The sequence below is a fragment of the Litoreibacter albidus genome, assembly GCF_900107015.1.
GTDB lineage: Bacteria > Pseudomonadota > Alphaproteobacteria > Rhodobacterales > Rhodobacteraceae > Litoreibacter > Litoreibacter albidus.
In genome coordinates this window covers 1-18,799 of record NZ_FNOI01000011.1, presented here as the reverse complement: position 1 = coordinate 18,799, position 18,799 = coordinate 1, and the positions used below count along the sequence as shown (strand labels likewise).

At 57.3% G+C, this 18,799-nt stretch carries 21 protein-coding genes and 2 pseudogenes; 18 read left to right on the top strand and 5 right to left on the bottom strand.

The window, feature by feature from the left end:
• Positions 1-23: 23 nt before the first annotated feature.
• Positions 24-1,229: a methionine gamma-lyase gene (locus tag BLW66_RS17280; RefSeq protein ID WP_089948994.1), complete on the bottom strand. Its 1,206-nt coding sequence runs from the start codon at positions 1,227-1,229 to the stop codon at positions 24-26.
• A 92-nt stretch (positions 1,230-1,321) separates the two neighbouring features.
• On the opposite strand from BLW66_RS17280, the gene BLW66_RS17275 reads away from it, so the two are divergent.
• Positions 1,322-1,801 (top strand): Lrp/AsnC family transcriptional regulator, encoded by a 480-nt coding sequence (locus BLW66_RS17275; protein ID WP_089948991.1) that lies wholly within the window; start codon positions 1,322-1,324, stop codon positions 1,799-1,801.
• Between the two features lie 4 nt (positions 1,802-1,805).
• Here BLW66_RS17275 and BLW66_RS17270 read toward each other — a convergent pair whose 3' ends face one another.
• Complete coding sequence (locus BLW66_RS17270) at positions 1,806-2,609, bottom strand: helix-turn-helix transcriptional regulator (protein ID WP_170833519.1); 804 nt, start codon at positions 2,607-2,609, stop codon at positions 1,806-1,808.
• Between the two features lie 186 nt (positions 2,610-2,795).
• Between BLW66_RS17270 and BLW66_RS17265 the strand changes: the two genes are divergently transcribed.
• From BLW66_RS17265 to BLW66_RS17225, 9 genes are all read left to right on the top strand, one after another.
• A complete protein-coding gene (locus BLW66_RS17265; RefSeq protein WP_089948985.1) occupies positions 2,796-3,923 on the top strand; it encodes an enolase C-terminal domain-like protein in 1,128 nt (375 codons plus the stop codon).
• A gap of 74 nt (positions 3,924-3,997) precedes the next feature.
• Positions 3,998-5,002 (top strand): sugar ABC transporter substrate-binding protein, encoded by a 1,005-nt coding sequence (locus BLW66_RS17260; RefSeq protein ID WP_089948982.1) that lies wholly within the window; start codon positions 3,998-4,000, stop codon positions 5,000-5,002.
• A 71-nt stretch (positions 5,003-5,073) separates the two neighbouring features.
• Positions 5,074-6,048: an ABC transporter permease gene (locus BLW66_RS17255; protein WP_089948980.1), complete on the top strand. Its 975-nt coding sequence runs from the start codon at positions 5,074-5,076 to the stop codon at positions 6,046-6,048.
• Positions 6,045-7,556: a sugar ABC transporter ATP-binding protein gene (locus BLW66_RS17250; RefSeq protein ID WP_089948976.1), complete on the top strand. Its 1,512-nt coding sequence runs from the start codon at positions 6,045-6,047 to the stop codon at positions 7,554-7,556. The genes BLW66_RS17255 and BLW66_RS17250 overlap by 4 nt, the downstream gene beginning before the upstream one ends.
• Complete coding sequence (locus BLW66_RS17245) at positions 7,553-8,308, top strand: SDR family NAD(P)-dependent oxidoreductase (protein ID WP_089948973.1); 756 nt, start codon at positions 7,553-7,555, stop codon at positions 8,306-8,308. Before BLW66_RS17250 ends, BLW66_RS17245 begins: the two co-directional genes overlap by 4 nt.
• Positions 8,309-8,310: 2 nt before the next feature.
• Entirely contained in the window at positions 8,311-9,342 is a 1,032-nt protein-coding gene (locus tag BLW66_RS17240) for a zinc-binding alcohol dehydrogenase family protein (protein ID WP_089948971.1), read from the top strand.
• Complete coding sequence (locus BLW66_RS17235; RefSeq protein ID WP_089948969.1) at positions 9,339-10,289, top strand: aldo/keto reductase; 951 nt, start codon at positions 9,339-9,341, stop codon at positions 10,287-10,289. Before BLW66_RS17240 ends, BLW66_RS17235 begins: the two co-directional genes overlap by 4 nt.
• Positions 10,286-11,128 (top strand): amidohydrolase family protein, encoded by an 843-nt coding sequence (locus BLW66_RS17230; RefSeq protein ID WP_089948966.1) that lies wholly within the window; start codon positions 10,286-10,288, stop codon positions 11,126-11,128. Before BLW66_RS17235 ends, BLW66_RS17230 begins: the two co-directional genes overlap by 4 nt.
• Positions 11,129-11,130: 2 nt before the next feature.
• Positions 11,131-11,460, top strand: coding sequence for an L-rhamnose mutarotase (locus BLW66_RS17225; protein WP_089948962.1), 330 nt, complete (start codon positions 11,131-11,133; stop codon positions 11,458-11,460).
• A gap of 22 nt (positions 11,461-11,482) precedes the next feature.
• On the opposite strand, the gene BLW66_RS17220 is transcribed toward BLW66_RS17225, so the two are convergent.
• Positions 11,483-11,773, bottom strand: coding sequence for a type 2 periplasmic-binding domain-containing protein (locus BLW66_RS17220; protein WP_089948959.1), 291 nt, complete (start codon positions 11,771-11,773; stop codon positions 11,483-11,485).
• A 175-nt stretch (positions 11,774-11,948) separates the two neighbouring features.
• Here BLW66_RS17220 and BLW66_RS17215 point away from each other — a divergent pair.
• The 7 genes and pseudogenes from BLW66_RS17215 to BLW66_RS17185 form a co-directional block, all read left to right on the top strand.
• A pseudogene (locus tag BLW66_RS17215) lies at positions 11,949-12,095 on the top strand (IS481 family transposase); the annotation flags it as partial.
• A 42-nt stretch (positions 12,096-12,137) separates the two neighbouring features.
• Positions 12,138-12,572: an ATPase, T2SS/T4P/T4SS family gene (locus BLW66_RS18295; protein ID WP_089948957.1), complete on the top strand. Its 435-nt coding sequence runs from the start codon at positions 12,138-12,140 to the stop codon at positions 12,570-12,572.
• Positions 12,573-12,770: 198 nt separating this feature from the next.
• A pseudogene (locus tag BLW66_RS17205) lies at positions 12,771-13,616 on the top strand (IS30 family transposase); the annotation flags it as partial.
• Between the two features lie 324 nt (positions 13,617-13,940).
• The gene (locus BLW66_RS17200) at positions 13,941-14,522 is read left to right on the top strand and encodes a hypothetical protein (RefSeq protein ID WP_089948955.1); all 582 of its coding nucleotides are present in this window, start codon (positions 13,941-13,943) and stop codon (positions 14,520-14,522) included.
• Positions 14,523-14,530: 8 nt separating this feature from the next.
• The gene (locus BLW66_RS17195; RefSeq protein ID WP_089948953.1) at positions 14,531-15,100 is read left to right on the top strand and encodes a hypothetical protein; all 570 of its coding nucleotides are present in this window, start codon (positions 14,531-14,533) and stop codon (positions 15,098-15,100) included.
• Between the two features lie 4 nt (positions 15,101-15,104).
• The gene (locus BLW66_RS17820; RefSeq protein ID WP_139254590.1) at positions 15,105-15,413 is read left to right on the top strand and encodes a hypothetical protein; all 309 of its coding nucleotides are present in this window, start codon (positions 15,105-15,107) and stop codon (positions 15,411-15,413) included.
• Positions 15,414-15,688: 275 nt separating this feature from the next.
• A complete protein-coding gene (locus BLW66_RS17185; protein WP_089948948.1) occupies positions 15,689-16,165 on the top strand; it encodes a hypothetical protein in 477 nt (158 codons plus the stop codon).
• A 187-nt stretch (positions 16,166-16,352) separates the two neighbouring features.
• On the opposite strand, the gene BLW66_RS17815 is transcribed toward BLW66_RS17185, so the two are convergent.
• Both BLW66_RS17815 and BLW66_RS17180 read right to left on the bottom strand, forming a co-directional pair.
• Entirely contained in the window at positions 16,353-16,976 is a 624-nt protein-coding gene (locus tag BLW66_RS17815; RefSeq protein ID WP_139254589.1) for a hypothetical protein, read from the bottom strand.
• The gene (locus BLW66_RS17180; RefSeq protein WP_170833518.1) at positions 16,973-18,229 is read right to left on the bottom strand and encodes an RHS repeat-associated core domain-containing protein; all 1,257 of its coding nucleotides are present in this window, start codon (positions 18,227-18,229) and stop codon (positions 16,973-16,975) included. Before BLW66_RS17180 ends, BLW66_RS17815 begins: the two co-directional genes overlap by 4 nt.
• Positions 18,230-18,437: 208 nt before the next feature.
• Between BLW66_RS17180 and BLW66_RS17175 the strand changes: the two genes are divergently transcribed.
• The gene (locus BLW66_RS17175; RefSeq protein WP_089947071.1) at positions 18,438-18,737 is read left to right on the top strand and encodes a hypothetical protein; all 300 of its coding nucleotides are present in this window, start codon (positions 18,438-18,440) and stop codon (positions 18,735-18,737) included.
• The last annotated feature ends 62 nt before the right edge of the window (positions 18,738-18,799 follow it).

Sequence of the window (18,799 nt, the reverse complement as noted above, 5' to 3'; positions counted from 1 at the left end):
CCGCCGCCTGTCTAGGAGGGCGGCTACTCGGCGGCCTGCATGTTATGCGCGGAAAGCGCGCTATACAGATCGCCTATGATATCGTCGGCCCCCTCGAGGCCTACGGACAGCCGCACCAAACCTTCTGCGATACCATGCTCGGCACGTTCTTCGGGGGAGTAGGTGGAATGGGTCATGCTAGCCGGATGCTGGATCAAGCTTTCCGCGTCGCCCAAGCTTACGGCACGTTGAACCAGATTTAACCTGTTCATCACGGCGATGCCGCCAGCCTTGCCGCCCTTTACCTCAAACGGGATCATGCCGCCAAAGTCCGACATCTGACGCCGCGCCAGTTCCGCTTGGGGGAAGTCATCCAGACCAGGGTAGGAGACCGACAACACGGCCGGATGTTCGGCCAGCGCTTTGGCAACTTTCATCGCGGTTTCGCAGTGCCGTGCCATGCGCAGTTCCAGCGTTTTAATCCCGCGCAACAGTTGCATCGCCGTGAGCGGCGACATCACGGCGCCGGTCATATCCTTAAGCCCGACCAGCCGCACTTGCGTCATGTCCTCTAGGCTGCCGACAACGAGGCCCGCCACCACGTCGCCGTGCCCACTTAGGAACTTGGTGGCCGAATGGACCACGATATCCGCGCCGTGCTCAATGGGCCGCGTTAACACAGGCGTTGCATAGGTGTTGTCCACCACCACCTTGGCCCCTGCCTCATGCGCAATTTGCGAAATGGCGGCGATATCCACCAGACGGTTGTTGGGGTTCGCAGGGGTCTCGAAGTACACGATTTTGGTGTTGGCGCTGATGGCGTGGCGCAGGTTTTCGGGGTTCGTCATGTCGACCAGCGTTACCTTGACCCCGAAGCGCGGCAAGCCGTGGGTCATGAATGCAAATGTGCAGCCGTAGAGGGTCTTGTCGATGATCACCTCATCGCCCGCTTCCAAAAATGACCACATGGTGGACGTGATGGCCCCCATGCCTGAAGCCGTGCACAGCCCTGCTTGCGCACCCTCAAGGTTGGCAATCCGCTGTTCCAGATGATCTAGCGTCGGGTTGGAGATGCGCGAGTAGAAGTGGCCCTGCGCCTCGCCCGCGAACATGTCGCCACCCGCTTCGGCGGTCTCAAACGTGAAGGTTGAACTCATGTAGATTGGCGGGTTCAACGCGCCTTGCTCTGTCTGGGCGTCGTAGCCGTGGTGGATGGCGCGAGTGGAAAAATCTTGCTGCTTGGTAGTCATCTTGGCCCCTATCTGTTTAGGGGCATCATCTGTTGTTTCTAGAGGCATTAAGTTGCTATCTTATGCTTAGATAGCAGAAAGATTAGCATATTATGCCAAGGAATTCCAAATTAGACGCAACTGATCGTAAGATTTTGCGGGCCTTGCAACGCAACGGGCGCATGACGAATCTCGACCTTGCGGAGGAGGTGAACCTTTCGCCGTCGCCGTGCCTGCGGCGGGTACGCCAGTTGGAAGAGAGCGGCGCGATCCATGGGTATAGCGTGGACGTGGATGCGCAGATCTACGGCTTGCCCGTCACCGTGATGGTGCGCATCAGTCTGGAGCGCCATACCGAAGATGCGGTGCGCCGGTTTGAGGCGCAGATGAAGGAAATACCTGAGATACTCGAGTGCTTCGTGATGAGCGGGTTGTCTGACTACTTGTTGCGCGTGGTGGTCAGTGATCTGCAGGATTACGAGCGGTTTGTGAGGGAGCGGCTGCACCCGATTGGCGGGATCGGTTCTATTGATACAAGCTTTGTTTACGGCGTGGTGAAGCGCACACATGTGTTTCCCGAAATCGCGGGATAGTGCTTTATTCAAATGGCTGGTCGAGGCGCCGGTAGTCGTTTGGCGTGTAGCCGGTCAGTTTCCTAAACTCTCGTGTTAGATGTGACGGGCTGGAGAACCCCGTCTCGTAAGACAAGAGGGCGAGGGATTTTTGTGTTGCCCGCAGGTCGACCTTTACCAGTTCGATCCGGCGCCTGCGAATGTAGGCTTGCGGGGACATGCCAAGGGCTTCCGTAAAACTGCGCACGAAATGAGAGCGGCTCATCCCAGCCCGATCCGGTAGATCCGCGACCTTGATGGAAGACCGCAGGTTCTTGGAGATGTAGTCCAGAACGCCCATCAGGCGGACGACAGACTGGCGGCGGGTTCGGTCCTGCGCGGTTTCATCTATCGCGAAGTGAGGTGCGAGAAGTTGAAATAGGCGGCCATGCGCCGTGATCTGATCCGCGAAGGTCATAGCCTCGCCAAGCGCGTCATGCAGCGATGCCATTGTGGTTGTCATATTGTCTTCGTCAGGGCGCACAACCTTGAACAACGAAGGCTGGAGCTTCAGGACATCAACGCCGCCAAGAACCGTCATTTTGAAACATACGTTTTGAAGGCTCAGGTAGTTCGGGCACCGATAGGAGAAATGGGCCGTCGGGGGGAACAGGTAGCTGCACCCCTCCGTCAGTGTGCAGTCATGCCCGTCGTAGCGCACCTGCGCTGATCCGCTGACGATGTGGTACAGCCGGTGATAGTCATCATTGAGGCGGGTGCCGGACCATTCTTCGCCGTAATCGGAGTTGTCCGCATGCAGAAAACGTACATCAAGCAGGCTCGGGTTCATCTGGGGGGCTTTCGGTTGATCCGTTCGGACATCTGTATCGGATGCTCTCTTATATGAAAGCTTAACAGGGAATGAAAAGCACAAAAGTGCCATTTTTAGGGTCACCGTTGAATAGACTTTCTTCCGTAGTTTGGCGAAGCTCAACGAACCGCGCACTACCCGCGTCGGCTGCTTGGGAGGGCATCAGTGTATATCGAAAAGTTCGAAACTTGGATTTGTGGTCGGCCAAAGGGCATGTTCGATGCCTCCCGCGAAGGGGCGGCGCCAATGCCTTGGGACTACGGTGTTGGCAAGATCACGACGTCGGACGGCGTAGAGGGGCTTGCCACATTCTGGGCCGCGCGATCCGGCGCGGTAACGGATGCCTACCTAACTGACGTAATCGCACCGGTTATTATGGGGCGCTCGATCCATGACCGTGAAAAAGTCTGGCATGATTTTTGGAACATCGACCGTCACGGCGCTTTCTTTCCTGTCTTCCTTCCTGGACCGATTGACGTGGCGCTATGGGATGCGGCTGCCAAAACGGCAGAGTTGCCGTTGCATCAATACATAGGCAGCTACCGCACGTCGCTGCCAGCATACGCCAGCAGCCTGTGGCTCGCGACAATCGAAGAGTATGTTGAGGAGGCCAAGAAATACGTCGCCAAGGGATTCAAAGCCTACAAAATCCACCCTTGCGGGCCGTCAGATATGGATATGGCGATCCACGCTGCCGTGCGCGAGGCTGTTGGTCCCGATATCGTTTTGATGACAGACCCTGTGGCCGAGTATTCACTGGCCGAGGCGATCAAGGTCGCCCGCCACGCGGAAAGCCTGAATTTCCGCTGGTTTGAAGAGCCCTTCCGTGACTATGAGCTGGATAAATATGCGCGCCTGCGGGCTGCCGTTGATATTGAGATCGTCGGAACCGAAACCACCCGCGGCGGGCCTTGGGGCGTGGCGCAGGCTATTGCATCCGGTGCCTGCGATACGGTACGCGCCGACGTGTCATGGAAGGCGGGGATCACCGGCACGCTGAAATCGGCCCACCTTGCGGAGGCGCATGGGCTGAACTGCGAACTTCACACGACGACGATGGGTCCGATGGATATGGCGAACCTGCATGTGTCCTGCGCGATTCGCAATTGCGACTACTTTGAGTTGTTTGTGCCAGAGGATGTGTTCCAAGCGCCGATGGTTCAAAGCTACGATGACTTCATTGACGACAAGGGCATGATCCACGCGCCGACAGGGCCGGGTCTTGGTTGCGATATCGACTGGGATTTGGTCGATAACGCCTGCACCTCACACCGTGTTCACACGCGAAGTTAAGGATCTGATCGGGGAGGAGGACCCCCGCAGATTATCACTGGCCTAAAGAATTCGGCCAAACCTAGGGAGAGAAAATGAAACACTTCAAATCTACCGCTAAGGCGACCCTGATGGGCCTCGCGCTCGCGACGGCTTGGGGCGCTGCGGCGACCGCAGAAGAAGCTCGATTTGCATGGTATGCGTCGACGGTTCACCCGTATTTTGACGAGGTTCAAACCGGCGTTGACGCGTTTTCTGAGAAGACGGGCATCGAGGTCGTAAAACGGCTCGGTCAAGACTGGACGCAAGACAACCAGAACGAAAACGTGTCCGCAATGGCGGCGCAGGGGTTCACCCACTTCTCCATCTTCCCGTCCGACGTGGCAGGTGCGCAGGGCCTTTATGAGGAACTGGCGGAACGCGGTGTGACTATCGTTGACTTCGGACAGGCGACACAAGACCCGACACCCGCCAGCTTCTACGTGGGCACGCAAGCGAAAGAAGCCGCCATGCAGGCGACCGAAGCGCTGATCGAGGCAATGGGCGGCTCAGGCAACATCATCAACATCCTTGAAGTGCCGGGCGAGAATACCCGCCTGCGTGACGAAGGCGTTCAGGAAGTTGTCGCGCGTTACCCCGATGTTCAGATCATCCAGACCGTGGGCGATCTGGCGACCATCGAAGGCAGCGTTGAGAAAGTTCAAAACGCCATCGCGGCCAACCTTGGCAATATCGACGGGATGATCGCGACGGGCTACACGCCGACCGTTGCTGTGGCGGAGCTTTTGACCGAATACCACGAGCAGGGCGGCGAGAAGATCCACTTCTTCGGGATCGACACCGATGCGGTGGTGATGGACGCAATTCGTGACGGTCACATCGACGGGACACTGGCGCAAAACCCTTACGGGCACGGCTACATCCCGTTGGAGATTCTGCGTCTCATGTCGGAAGGTTACACACCTGTTGAGGGCACTCACGCGATTGACGCTGGTGTTCTGACGGTCACCGCCGACAACATCGACACATACGAGGGCGAGATTTCGACCCTCACCCAAGGCATCATCGATAGCCTTGTCGGGACCTACCTTACTAAGTAGCGGTCCATCAGCGTTCGGGGAGGGCGTCCGCGCCTTCCTCGAACCACCTGTCATCATCTCGGAGAAATACAATGTTTATGCAAAGACTGCGCGCGGGGCGGATCATCACCGGCGCTGAGGCTGGGATCTTGGGCGCAGCCCTTCTGTTGGTGATGATTTTCGCAATCGCATCCGACAGCTTTTTAACCCAATACAACGTCTTCAACCTGACGCGCACACAGTCGCTTTATATGTTCGTGGCGCTTGCGCAGGCGATCATGCTGGTGACCGGAAACATGAACCTGTCCGTCGGGGCAATCGCGGGCCTTACGGCGGTGACCTTCGGGTATACCGTTGATACGCTGGGGCTTCCTTGGCCGCTCTGCGTGCTCATCGCACTTTCGGTTTCGCTGGGTACGGGCTTCTTTAACGGCTTCGTCATGACGAAGTTGGGGGTCAACAGCTTCATCGTCACGCTGTCGACGCTCTTTATTTTTACGGGCATCGTCTACGGCGTGTCCGAGGGCTACAGCTACCGCAATATCCCTGCGTCCTTTAAGGCCATCGGGCGGGGTAGCTTCTTGGGGCTGCCGTATCTGTTCTACCTCATGCTCGGGACACTTGGCGCGGTTTGGTACATGTTCCGCTACACCATCTTTGGGCGCCAACTTCTTGCGACGGGGTCGAACAAGGAAGCGGCCGAGCTTTCGGGCATCAACACGAACCGGATCATCATGGGGGCCAACCTGCTGTCATCGCTCTTCGCAGGGGTAGGGGGGTTGCTCTGGGTGTCCCGCCTTGGTTCCGCCCAGCCAGCCATTGGTGAAAACTGGCTTATCATCTCCTTCGCCGTCGCGATTATCGGCGGCACCGCGTTGGCGGGTGGACGGATCACAGCACTGGGCTTGTTCGCTGGTGGCCTGATCATGGTTCTGATCAAGAACGGCCTTATTCTGGTGCAGGCAAATGTGTACTTCGAGCAGGCGTTCCTTGGGTCGATCATTTTGCTGACCATCCTGTTGGACCGCGCCCGTGAAGTCTGGTCTGCAAAGGCGCGCAAGTCATGACGCTTGAGCTGGTTGGACTAAGTAAATCATTCCCCGGAGTGAAGGCGCTGGACGATGTGTCAGCAACTTTCCACCCCGGTGAGGTGCACGCCCTTTTGGGGGAAAATGGTGCCGGTAAATCGACACTAATCAAAGCGATCTGCGGCATTCATGCCGCTGACGCGGGTGTTATCAAGCTAGACGGGGAAACGCTGAAACTCGGGTCACTACGGGACGGGCTCAATAAGGGCATCACCATTGTGAACCAAGAAATTCAGGTGTTTTCCGAGGCGTCGATTGCTGAGAACATCATGATCGACAAGCTGGAGCTTTACCGCGAAGGGCGCGGTCTGAACTGGGCGCGGCTGAACGCGGACGCGGCGGATGTGTTGGAGCGCGTCGGTCTTGACCTAGACCCCGAGGATCACATTGGCGACTTGTCTGCCGCACAAAAACAACTTGTGCAGATCGGCAAGGCGCTATCGCGGGACGCGAAGGTGCTGCTGTTGGACGAGCCAACTTCGTCGATTACCGCCAGCGAGGTGGAGCGGCTTTTCAAGCTGGTTCGCGATCTTCGTTCTAGCGGCATGACGCTGATTTTTGTCTCCCATAAGCTGGAGGAAGTGCTGGAGATTTGCGACCGCATCACGGTGTTGCGCGATGGGAAGCATGTGGGCACAGAACTGATTGCCGATATGACCCGCGAAACCATCGTAGAGATGATGATCGGTCGCAAACTGCTGATTGAGGCCTTCCCGCGCCTTGAGACAGACGCAGATGATCTGGCGTTGGAAGTGACGAACCTCGCAGCGCCCGGCCTAGTTAAGGACGCGAGTTTTGGTTTGCGCCGTGGCGAGGTTCTTGGGTTTTACGGCTTGGTCGGCTCAGGGCGCACAGAACTGGCGCGCACGTTGATCGGGCTTTACGCGAAGTCTGCGGGCACCGTGAAGGTGAACGGGGCGCCTGTTGAGATAGACAGCATCGGCACCGCAATTGAGAAACACCGGATCGGCTATGTGTCCGAGAACCGTAAAGAGGATGGGTTGTTTCTGGATTTCGACATCGAGACCAACATCACCATGCCGGTCTGGAAACGCCTGCGTAACCCGCTGACCCGCGCCATTAACGGATCGCGTCAGCGCAAAATCGCGGCGGACCTTATGGAAGCATTGGACGTGCGGGCAACGGGGCCGGAGCAGCGCGTGGGTGATCTGTCCGGTGGCAATCAACAAAAGATATCCATCGCCAAATGGCTTGCGGCAGATTGCGACATTCTGATCGTGGATGAGCCGTCAGTGGGGGTCGACGTGGGCGCCAAGGCGATGATCCACAAACTGATCTGGGATTTGGCGGCGACACAGGGCAAATCCGTGATCGTGATCTCCTCGGATATGCCAGAAATCATTTCACTGGCCAGCCGCATCCTTGTCTTCAAGGAGCAGCGCATCGTCGGGGATGTTCCAGGCTTGCCGGAACCCGGACAAACGGAAGACAGCGTAAGCCGCGCAATTGGAAGGATGATGGCATGACAAATCCGTTTCGACTTGAGGGCCACGTGGGTATCGTCACTGGTGGCGGCAGTGGTTTGGGGCTGGCGATTGCCCAATGCTATATTGAGGCCGGCGGGAAAGTCATGGTTGTTGGCCAGAACGCCGACAAACTTAACCGCGCAGTTGCGCAACTGGGCGACAGTGCAACATCGCTTCAGGCGGATGTTACGGATGCTCAAGCGGCAGAGCAGATTGTTGACGCGACCCTATCCGCATACGGGCGGATTGATACTGTCGTGAACAATGCGGGCAATCATTTGAAGAAGCCGTTCGGCGACACCTCTGCGGATGAGTTTCGCGGCGTTATGGAGGTGCATGTGACAGCCGCCTTTAACCTGACCCGCGCCGCGTTGCCGGCATTGGGGAAGAGTTCCGGTTCTGTCATTTATCTGGCGTCTATGGCCAGCTACCTGAGTGTGCCTGAGATCGTTGCATATACCACGGCGAAATCCGCGGTGCTGGGTTTGGTGCGGGCAACCGCCGCCGAAGTCTCTTCAGACGGCATTCGCGCGAATGGCATTGCGCCGGGGTGGATAACCTCCCCGATGACCGAAAAGGCACTGGGGCAGGACCCTGCCCGAAAAGCCAAAATTATAGGCCGCACGCCCATGGGGCGGATGGGGCAGCCGCAAGATATCGGCAATGCCGCGACCTACCTCGCCTCACCAGCAGCGGGTTTTGTGAATGGACATGTGCTTGCCGTGGACGGCGGCGCTGTAACAGGATTTTAGACATGAGGGCTTTCAATATTACCGCCCCCGGCGCGAGTGCGTTTAGTGATCTCGCGGAGCCCACGATTGCGGCGGATGACGTTCTGTTGCAGGTGGACCGTGTCGGGCTATGCGGCAGCGATTTGAACACGTGGCGCGGGTTGAACCCGCTGGTGGATTATCCACGTATCCCAGGCCATGAAATCGCCGCGACGATCTTGGCGAAGGGTGACAATGTGCCGGATGCGATCCACATCGGGGATGCGGTTACGCTGAACCCTTACCGCAATTGTGGTGACTGCCCAGCTTGCCGGCAGGGCCGGATCAATGCATGCCGCAACAACCAGACGATGGGTGTGCAGCGTGAGGGCGCGCTGACCGGACGCATCTCCGCGCCGTGGCAGCGCATCGTTACATCCAAGGTAACAAACCCCAATCACCTTGCCCTGATAGAACCCATGGCGGTTGGTTTTCACGCAGTGAAGCGCGCGCGGGTTGCCCGCGACGAAACGGTGCTGGTCTTTGGCTGCGGTGCCATCGGATTGGGTGTCATCGCGGGGGCCGCACGACGCGGCGCGCGTGTGATGGCGGTGGACGTTGACAACGCTAAGTTGGAATTGGCCAAAGCCGCGGGTGCGGTAGAGGGCGTGCTGGCAAAAGACGTAGCAGAGGCCGTGAAGGACTTCGCCAAGGGTGACGGCGTTGATGTGGCGATTGAGGCCGTGGGCCTACCCGAGACGTTTTTGGCCTGTGTTGATCACGTAGCCCCTTGCGGGCGGGTCGTCTACATCGGCTACTCCAAATCACCGGTGACCTACGAGACCAAACTGATCCTCACCAAAGAGCTGGACATCATGGGGTCGCGCGGTGCGTTGCAAGACGACTTCATTGAGGCGGTAGAGCATATTGAATCCGGCCTCTATCCCGCCGATGACACGATCAGTGGCACATATCCCTTCGCGCAAGCGGCGGAGGCTTTGAAGCACTGGGCCGCGAATTCCGCTACGGTCACCAAGCTGGTGATTGATCTGTCGGACGAGAAAGCAATGGTATGACAGCGGGTGTAACCTTTGGCTGCTCCGGTCTGGCGGGCTTGTATGAACCCGTGTCGTCAGAGCAGGCGGCACAGGTTCTTGAGGCGGCATGGGAGCACGGCCTTCGCGATTTCGACACTGCGCCGCACTACGGGAACGGTATGTCAGAACGGCGCATCGGGGACTTTTTGCGGGACCGGACAGGCTGGACGCTCTCGACAAAGGTGGGCCGCGTTTTGGAGCCCTTGCAAAAGGGCCATACTGCTGAGGGCTTTAAAAGCGGGCTGCCGTTTGGGCAGCATTTCGACTTTTCGGCATCGGGGGTGGAGCGTTCCGTCGCGGACAGTTTTCAGCGTTTGGGGCTGAACAAGATCGATACGCTTTACGTACACGATATCCTCGATCCTGACGTCGAAACCGATACGCCTGCTCATCTGCGCGATCTTCTAGACAGTGGCGCGCCTGCGCTCTCCGCTCTGAAATCGTCCGGTGTGGTGAGTGCCATCGGGATTGGCGTGAATACTGTCGCCGCTTGTATGAACACGATTGGCAGGATGGAAATTGACCGCATTATGCTTGCGGGGCGGCTGACACCGCTTGACCGCAGCGCGCTGGATAAGGTGGTGCCCTTATGTGCCGAGCACGACATCGACTTGGTGATCGGCGGGGTTTTCAATTCGGGCATTCTTGCGACCGGACCCGGACCGGACGCGCATTTCGATTATCTTCCCGCATCCGATGACGTCCAAGATCGCACCCGCAGGATTGTTCAAATCTGTGAACGGTTCGGTGTTCCGATTTCCGCACTGGCGCTTCAGTTTCCGGCACGGTTTAAGGTGGTAAGCGACATTGTGATCGGCACTTCTAAAGTGTCTTCGCTGACACGAAACCTGTTGCAGATCAACGCCGAGATACCGCAAAAGCTTTGGGACGAACTTGACGCGGAAATGGAGGCAGGGACGATATGATCATCGACGCACATCAGCATTTCTGGACGCTGGGGCGGGGGGATTACCCTTGGCCCGATGCGTCCGTGGCCCCGATTTTCAAGGACTTCGGCCCCGATGATTTGAACCCTGCGTTGCAGCAGGCGGGCGTTAGCCACACGGTGTTAGTGCAGGCCACTGACACGGTAGCTGAGACGCGGTTCTTGCTGGAGATCGCAGCCAAGACTGATTTCATCGCGGGCGTCGTCGGTTGGGTAGACTTATCCGCTGATGATGCGGTCGAAACGCTAACCGCATTGGCGAAGGATCCGATGCTGAAGGGCGTTCGCCCCATGCTGCAGAATATTGCGGCGGAAGACTGGATACTTGGCGCTGATTGCGCGGATGCGATTGAAGCAATGATCACTTTGGGATTGCGGTTCGATGCGCTGATCCAGCCACGCCATTTAGGTGCGATCAAAGTACTGACGCAGCGGTATCCCGACTTGCAGATTGTTGTCGATCATGGTGCCAAGCCTGAGATTTTACCGGGTGTCGCGCCCGCGGCCCTATGGCGCGACGGGCTGGCGGGATTGGCGGAATCGCCTTCTGTCTATTGCAAGCTGTCGGGCCTTGTGACGGAAGCACGCGGCGATTGGGATATGGCAGATGTCGCGACCCATGGCCAAGAGATCATCAAATGCTTCGGAGCCGACCGCGTGATGTGGGGCAGTGACTGGCCAGTCGTGAACCTAGCGGCTGACTACGCGGCTTGGTTCCGAGCAGTGCAATCTATCGCATCAGAACACGGCCCCGAAGCAGCAGCCCAGATCATGGGCCGCACAGCAAATAGATTTTACAACTTGGGCTTGGGGGAATGAGTATGAAACGCATGGGAATGATGATCGGTCTCGATCCCGCGCAAGCGGCGGAATATCGGCGCCTGCATGCGGACGTGTGGCCAGATGTCCTGGCGCAGCTGTCGCGCAGCAACGTGCGGAATTACACGATATTTTGGAACGAGGCAGAGGCCACGCTTTTCGGGTATTGGGAATACCACGGGGCGGATTTTGACGCCGATATGAAAAAGATGGCGGATGACCCCACCACCCAGAAATGGTGGGCAATCTGTGGGCCGATGCAACGCCCGCTAGAGAGCCGTGCCGAGGGGGAGCATTGGGCGGATATGCAGGAAGTATTCCACATGGATTAACCCGTACGGCGTGTAGGGCGCGCTAGCTTAGTTCCGCGGCCTGACTTTCAATTATTTCGAAAAGATCAATGCACTCCTGACGGACATTTTGAACGGACCGATGCAGACAGTATGGGATGTCTGGCAGCGAAGGCAGACCATCCTTTTCCGTCAATATTTTGGTGTTGGTGAACAAGGAGCTCTTCGTCCGTACCGTGATGCCAAGCTCCGCTGCGACGGCGAGACGGACGCCTGCGAGTGACGAAGACGTAAGACGCTCAACGTAGGTTTGCCCGCTCAGATCAAGCGAAGAGAGCGCGATACGGCGGAACATGCTCGGCTCATCTCTCAAGACCAGCGGAATAGGCTCAGACGGATTAAACTGCCAGCTTTCAGACGCGATCACAAGGCGGGCGGTTTTAACAAAAGCACACTCTTGTAGCTGCCCGAGCGCCGCGTGCTCATTGTCATGTCTAGCTGCCCGTTCTCAAGCATTTGCATCAGCTTGGGACTTCTATCAACTTCTTAGCTGCAAAGGTGACGTCGATCTGGAGGCCAAACTCGACGAATGGGAGCGGTTCTACAACTTAGCTAGACCGCACGGCGCACATGACGGCCAGACCCATTACGAAGTTCTCAGAGACGAGCTAGAGTAACTCGGCAAGTGTCCCGTAGGTTCGTCTAGGCTACAAGGGGAAATCCGTGACGAGGAAACCGCAGAGATTGCCGTCAGAGCGGCGCTCTTGGGACGATTAGTTCTCTCAACAGTGCACACAAATGATGCGCTTTCCGCCATTGATCGATTGATCGATCTGGGAGTGGCGCCTTACCTTCTCGCGGCGACACTACGCGGGGTGCTTTCCCAGCGATTAGTGAGACGTGTATGCAAATCCTGCGCGGGACAGGGTTGTGAGAGCTGTAATAATTCGGGCTATAAAGGAAGGCGGGTCGTCTCAGAGCTGATGGCAGTGAGTGCGCAAGGCAGGAAGGACATTTCAGCTATGGCAGGAGGTTTGCCACTGGATCCGGATGCCGAAATTAGGCGATTCCGAACGCTCAGAGACGCTGTTCATGATCTTGTTGCTGCGGGTGAGACAACCGAGGCAGAATGGTCGCGGATCGTGTCGCTATGATTTTTCTCACATCAACACAGAACATCGAGTTGATTTGCAGAACACTTTCTTAGAAACCCGCTCAGCTCAGCCTCACTCCGGTTAGTGCCAAACATGTTACATAAGATTGATTATTAGTGTAAGGTGTGTACGCGGGGTGTTTTCACAAGCGAAGCGCAATTTCTGTATTAAAACAGAATGTTGCATGGAGTGTGAAGAATGGGGAGCCACTACTGTCACCTGAAGTTGGATGAACGCCGCAAGCACGCAAAGTGGCTGGAAGACAAAATGCCGGTATCAGAGATCGCGGATAGATTGGGTCGTGACCCTTCCACGATCTACCGAGACATCAAGCGCAACCTATACACTGACACTGAGCTGCCGGAGCTGGACGGCTATCACGCGCTTGTCGCTCAGGACAAATATGAGGCGCGCCGCGCAATCCATCGTAAGATGATCGTTCACCCTGAACTTAAGGCCGCCATCGAAGACCGTCTGAAGGCGGGTTGGTCGCCCGAGCAAATTGCTGGCCGCACGCGGCTTGAACGTCATCCGATCCGCGTGAGTCACGAGACGATCTACCGCTTCGCCTAGTCCAAGGACGGGCGCGCAGAGCAGTTCTATCGCCACCTGCCCGAGCACCGCCGTCGCCGCAAGCCATGTGGATATCGACGCCATCAACGCGGTCACATCTTTGATACACAGAGCCTGTCGTACAGGCCGGAACGGATCGCAGAACGCTCTGAGTTCGGCCACTGGGAGTGCGATCTGATGATGTTCCGCAAGGAGCATGGGAAGGTGAACGTGACGTCTCTGGTCGAACGCGTGAGCCGCTATGCTGTTGTGATGCGCAATGAGGATCGAACATCAAAGCCGATCATGGAAGCGCTGATCCAAGGCCTCGCTCCCCTGCCCGCAGATGCCCGCCACTCGGTCACCTTTGATCGCGGTATAGAATTCTCCGCCTGGAAGCATCTCAAGGATGGGATCGGCGCAGAAGCGTGGTTCTGTGATCCACAAGCGCCGTACCAGAAAGGCACCGTTGAGCATACGAACAACAGACTGTGAAAGTATCTACCTCGATCTACGGGACCGACGGCGCTGAAAAATCAACGCAGCCAAACCCAGACTAGGCGGAAAGCGTCATCAAGGCTTTGAGGGGTCTAGCAGAAGAATTACCCTTTAGGCGTTACCCTACCTTCTTGTTGTCAAAAACCCTAGTTGCTTAAAATCACCGATCTGACCTAAACTAATCGGATATCAAGAAAGACATTTAGACTGCATTTCCGGAGATGTTTTTTTGGCCGAGCGACTGAAAAACGGCGTGCCCGTAAATGCTGCCACGATCGCCCGCCACACTGGCACCCTGCCCGATGCATTGTTGGATGTATGGCGCACCGCCGGACTTGCCTCACTGGCGGGCGGTTGCAGTTGATCGTGCCCTCCATGCTTGGCCCAGTCACCAGCTACATCTTTGAAGGCGACCCTGATCTGTCAGGGGATACTCATGCCATCGCCTTGGGCGGGCTTGGCGAGGTCGCGTTCTGGTCGCGCCGCCATGGGTTCGGGTTTCTGGCGCCGGGGCTTGCGACACTTGATATGCCCTATATCCTCAACACTGCGCCGCCCCCGGCTGACGAGCAGATCGCCCTAGATTTATTAAACTTCCCGGCCGCCGGGATTGAGGCTTTTGCCCCTGACGGCCAGCCTGTTTTCGACCGGCTTGTTAAGCGGCTGAAGCCCCTTCCGTTTGGGTCTATCTACGGAACCACACCCGTCCCGCCGCCGCTTGAGGGTACATCGGTGGAGCACTACGTCGTCACCGAGGCTACCGAGTGGCTGGAGGCTGTCTACACAAGCATCAACATCACGCTGGTCGACTGGTCACGCGAGCCCGCAGAGCTGCGACGGGTTGGCCAACCTTGGCCCAAAGGCGGCCCTGTCGCAGCGAAGCGGGGCGACCAGCCATGAGGTGGGCCATGCCTTTGCTTGCGCTTGCCGTTCTGGCGGGCTGCAAGGCTGATGATGATCCCTCCGCATTGTCGTTGATGTTCTCTAGCTATCACTCGACACCTGTTGTTCTGACGCATTTTTCCATTGAAATGCCACTTGCGCCGACCCCGATATTTATTCCCGGTGGGCGGGCGGATCAGGGGCCACCCCGTTCGGCGGGAAGTGCCGTGGGCAGTATTCCACTGGACGATGGCGACGACGGCCTTTGGCGTGTCGCAGCCAGGTGGGTCGAGTTGACGACAGATCGCGCGTGGGAGGCACATGTCGATGTGCCCATTGACGAGTTGAACACCAATTTCACCCACTACGCGCTGAACGTCATCATGGGGCCGAATGGCTTGTTTCTGATCGGCTCCGACAAAGCCGGTATTGAGCTAAGCGACCTGAAAGATGTGGTTCGCACCTGCGGGGTCCGCGTGCCGTCAGAGGATAAAGCCTGGCGGCTGGAGACCGGACAACTCGCAGGCCTGTCGAGTATTATGGGTATCAGCCGCCCAGCTGTCATCGATCCAGAATGCCCAACGCCGCAGGAGTAAGTCATTGGCTAGCTTGACACATGTTGACGCCGACGCCACCACAGCCGCCGCTGATGCAGGCCTCTCCGGCGCGACGGGCAACACCACTCAGACCTGTCCGGACGTCACGCTTGAGGTTGGGGTTTTCTTCGACGGGACCGGCAACAACCGGTTCAACGTCCTCCCGCGCTGCTTTATCCGCTTTACAAAAACGGCTCTGATTACAACGAAGCAAACGAATGCAGCGGGATCGGTGACCCGGCTGATGACGACAATGGCGAGGTCAACGTCCATGTCAAAACCGCACAGGTTACTGGCCAAATTTACCAGCTGACTGCCGCTGAAGAATACCGCAACAGTTTTCGCCTGAACCGCAACACCCCCACCGGCGGGGGTGACACGCTCGCCCTGCCCGGGGCCCATTCCGATGTCGGCGGTGGCTACCGCGACGCTGACGGAACTGGCGATTTCGCGCCCTTAGGCCGCACCAACCGTCGCAATTTCGATACTCGCGCGCAGGCCGAAGCCGCGCAGGCCGCCACCCGCCGCGAAGATCTTGCACGGGGCGTCAACGCTGCGGACGAGTGGGTCTTTGTCGACGAAGGCTGGATGACCTCATCGGAAACGACCGGTGGCATCATGCGCCACATGACGCCGGTGGTTCCTTACCGGATCACTGTTTCTGCGCGCGGCGTTTCGCGCACCATCACCCGCGATACCTATGACGAGCAGCGCGCGCTGCATCGCCCGTGGGTCAAAATGGGCCTGTCACGTGTTGCCCTGCACATGATGCATGATGCGGCAAAAGTACATCTTAATGGCGCCCTGCTCGACCTTCTAACCTCTCGGGAAGAATATCAGATACCTTCTGGATTAGCCCCTTACGTGGCCTCTATTCGGGCCGGCACTCCGGCTGGCGCTGCCCGCCGGATAGTTTTGCGCAATTATAGGCACGTGTCGACGAAGGACGGACCCTACAACAGCGCGAAATGGATCGGCCATCCGAGATTGAGAAACGCCCCCGAGGCGCGCGCGACCCTTCCCATAACGGCCCTGCCTCAAATACACGAAGCACATTCTGGTTAACGTCTGGAACAAAGACTTCGTCGATCTGCCCTCCTCCAAAAGGAAAAACCAACGCCGCCACTTTTCTGCATCTGGTGCGATCGCATCAAAATAGGTGTGGGCCTCAGCGATCTCGAGATTGTGCGCCCTTTGCGGCGTGGCAACTGACCATAAGAAAGCACCCGAGCACAGGCAGCTTTAGGAGACACTACACTGGGCAAGTTAAGGGTTGGGCAATCAATCCAACGTCGAAGCTAGCGGTCAGAAAATCTATTGCCAAGAATGAAACGCCGGCAACAGCAGCCATCATCTGAACTTCGCCGAGCGCGCACTTTCGATGTATTTCTCGACCGTCTAGTTTTCTACTAAAATCATGCGGTATATATTGACCTACTGACCAAACAGGTAGCACGCGAATACCCTCATCTAACGTAACCAAAACAGGCAGGCTTTCAGATAGAACGAAAAATTGAACCTCCTTCTTATCCGTCCAATGGCGAATTGGATCATTGACGGCAGCTAGACGAAATTCTCCCTCTTCTGGGGTTGTATCGTCTTCGAAGTAGTCCAGATTCCATTTATCGTCGTTGCACTTAATACAAGCATTTACTGGAAGCGAGAATGCTACTTCTGGCAACTCAGCGTGTTTAGAAAAATGGGTCAAATGTACTAGCCCTAATCCATCCCCAGTCTCTAGTGCGTCACAACTCTCACAGCAGGCCGCTACCAGCCCATCTTGTGTCCGGCAAAAAAAACCAGTTTCCGGAAGGTTTCGCAAAACATGTGGGCATGCGAGAACTGGCTCAGAGCCATTATTCATTTTGAGCTTCATGGCTTAGGAGCTCCACGCTTAGAATTGCACGACACACAGCATCCAATGAGGTTTGATTTATCGTCTGAACCACCCCATTTTCGAGGAATAACGTGATCAAGGCTGAAACGGTCCTTGCGGGGTCCTGTTCGCGGGCCACTAAAGACAGTTTGTATCCCGCAATAAGAGCATTTTCCTCCGCAGTCTTGATAAACTGATTTTCGATGTTTGGACCAACTGGCATTATGCCCCCAAGCCTCCAGCTCTCCCGCAAAATACGTGTGCGCCTCGGCGATCTCCAGATTGTGGACCTTTTGCTGGGTATCATCAAGCTCGATGGCCAAGACCACCAATGATGACAGGTCCGAACTTCGTATCTTGTCACCGACCGACAGGGCTTCCGCCTCGGTCCAGCCCGCCTCGACCACGAACATCGGGTGGCCGGAGGTGACCCCCAAGCGGCTGGTCTTGCCGGCCTCGTTTTCCAAGGTGATCCACATCAACCCAGCGGCTTCACGCGACATCACTGCTGTGACCGGGAACACGCCCGAGACGCCGGTGTCCTCATTGCGCGCCAGTACCAAATCGCCCTCACGCAAGGTTTCAATGGCGACTTTCCCGTTCGGTGTCAGAACCTCTGTGCCGTCTGGGAAGGAGTTTCCGCTACTGACACCGCCCTTTCCACCACCGGGACAACCGCAATTGCGGTTCTTTTTCTTCGCCTTGATCTTCGTCCGGCAAGCGGCCTCCCCTAGTGAAACAACGCTGGTAATGTTGTTAAACGTCTGTCCCTCGCTGACGATCGCGCCCAGCTCGCTCAGCGCGGTCGAGATTCTTCCCGCAACACAAACAGCACCACGCCCGACCTTGCTGACCGCCCGTTGGGCCATGGCCATAACACCGGCATTAAGCTGGCCGCTCTCGCCACTGGCGCTCAAGCCGCTGGGGTCGCTCCAGTTCGCGGGGTCGTTCCAGGTGTAGGCGTAAAGGTTAAGATCCCCCGCCGCGAAGCCGAGCGGGTCGGACTGAATGAAGCGCCCCTGAGCCGGATCGTAATGCCGCGCGCGGTAGTAGTAGAGGCCGGTCTCCGCATCAAACTCGCGGCCCGTGAAGCCGTAGTCCTGCAGGGTCAAGGCAACGGTTTGCTCACGCGCCCCGAAGGCATCGTAAACATAGCGCGCCATGACCGTATCCGTGGCCTGTTCCGTTATCGCTATGACCGAGCCTTGACGGTCGGGATGAAGCGCATAGGGGGCGTATTTCACCGGTCTCACGGTCCGTGATCCGGTTCTCACGGCGGCGTGATCGCGTGCGCGAGAGGGGATGTTTTGCTGTGCATCAATGCGCAGAAGTGGGGCGTTTTTGCGATGTCTGGGCGTTGAGGCGCGGGGTTCCATGCCCCATATTAGTCTCATCAAACGGCAACACGCCGACACACACATTAGGCAACAGCCTGAAAACAAACAAAAGAGAGTACTGAAAATGAAAACTGTAATCGCAACAATTATCGCCCTGTCCGCAACTGCTCCTGCTTTCGCAGCACAGGTGACAGACGCCGCCGCATTCTTCGCAGCAGACAACAACTCCGCCGCTGAGCGCGTGATCCCGAACACCTCCACCGGTGACGTTTACGCCGCACAATTGGCCGGCGCACAAGCCAACGAAGCCGCCGCAGAGCGCAACGTGTCCGTGACCGCAGGCCAAGCAACCCGCGCAAACACCGACCTGCTGTCGTTCTTCGCACTGGGTAACGAGTCCGCAGCCGAGCGCGTTAACTACTAAGTTCTCCTAGGTCGTCTCCTGACCCGAAAAGGCCCCTCGCATGTGATGCGGGGGGCTTTTTT

Excerpts from the sequence above, each read along its gene's own strand:
- BLW66_RS17280 (WP_089948994.1), bottom strand. The coding sequence starts at position 1,229 with ATGACTACCAAGCAGCAAGATTTTTCCACTCGCGCCATCCACCACGGC.
- BLW66_RS17200 (WP_089948955.1), top strand. The coding sequence starts at position 13,941 with ATGGCGCACCGCCGGACTTGCCTCACTGGCGGGCGGTTGCAGTTGATC.
- BLW66_RS17235 (WP_089948969.1), top strand. The coding sequence starts at position 9,339 with ATGACAGCGGGTGTAACCTTTGGCTGCTCCGGTCTGGCGGGCTTGTAT.
- BLW66_RS17255 (WP_089948980.1), top strand. The coding sequence starts at position 5,074 with ATGTTTATGCAAAGACTGCGCGCGGGGCGGATCATCACCGGCGCTGAG.
- BLW66_RS17815 (WP_139254589.1), bottom strand. The coding sequence starts at position 16,976 with ATGAAGCTCAAAATGAATAATGGCTCTGAGCCAGTTCTCGCATGCCCA.
- BLW66_RS17225 (WP_089948962.1), top strand. The coding sequence starts at position 11,131 with ATGAAACGCATGGGAATGATGATCGGTCTCGATCCCGCGCAAGCGGCG.
- BLW66_RS17220 (WP_089948959.1), bottom strand. The coding sequence starts at position 11,773 with ATGTTCCGCCGTATCGCGCTCTCTTCGCTTGATCTGAGCGGGCAAACC.
- BLW66_RS17260 (WP_089948982.1), top strand. The coding sequence starts at position 3,998 with ATGAAACACTTCAAATCTACCGCTAAGGCGACCCTGATGGGCCTCGCG.
- BLW66_RS17245 (WP_089948973.1), top strand. The coding sequence starts at position 7,553 with ATGACAAATCCGTTTCGACTTGAGGGCCACGTGGGTATCGTCACTGGT.
- BLW66_RS17230 (WP_089948966.1), top strand. The coding sequence starts at position 10,286 with ATGATCATCGACGCACATCAGCATTTCTGGACGCTGGGGCGGGGGGAT.
- BLW66_RS17185 (WP_089948948.1), top strand. The coding sequence starts at position 15,689 with ATGACCTCATCGGAAACGACCGGTGGCATCATGCGCCACATGACGCCG.
- BLW66_RS17250 (WP_089948976.1), top strand. The coding sequence starts at position 6,045 with ATGACGCTTGAGCTGGTTGGACTAAGTAAATCATTCCCCGGAGTGAAG.
- BLW66_RS17175 (WP_089947071.1), top strand. The coding sequence starts at position 18,438 with ATGAAAACTGTAATCGCAACAATTATCGCCCTGTCCGCAACTGCTCCT.
- BLW66_RS17275 (WP_089948991.1), top strand. The coding sequence starts at position 1,322 with ATGCCAAGGAATTCCAAATTAGACGCAACTGATCGTAAGATTTTGCGG.
- BLW66_RS17270 (WP_170833519.1), bottom strand. The coding sequence starts at position 2,609 with ATGAACCCGAGCCTGCTTGATGTACGTTTTCTGCATGCGGACAACTCC.
- BLW66_RS17195 (WP_089948953.1), top strand. The coding sequence starts at position 14,531 with ATGCCTTTGCTTGCGCTTGCCGTTCTGGCGGGCTGCAAGGCTGATGAT.
- BLW66_RS17240 (WP_089948971.1), top strand. The coding sequence starts at position 8,311 with ATGAGGGCTTTCAATATTACCGCCCCCGGCGCGAGTGCGTTTAGTGAT.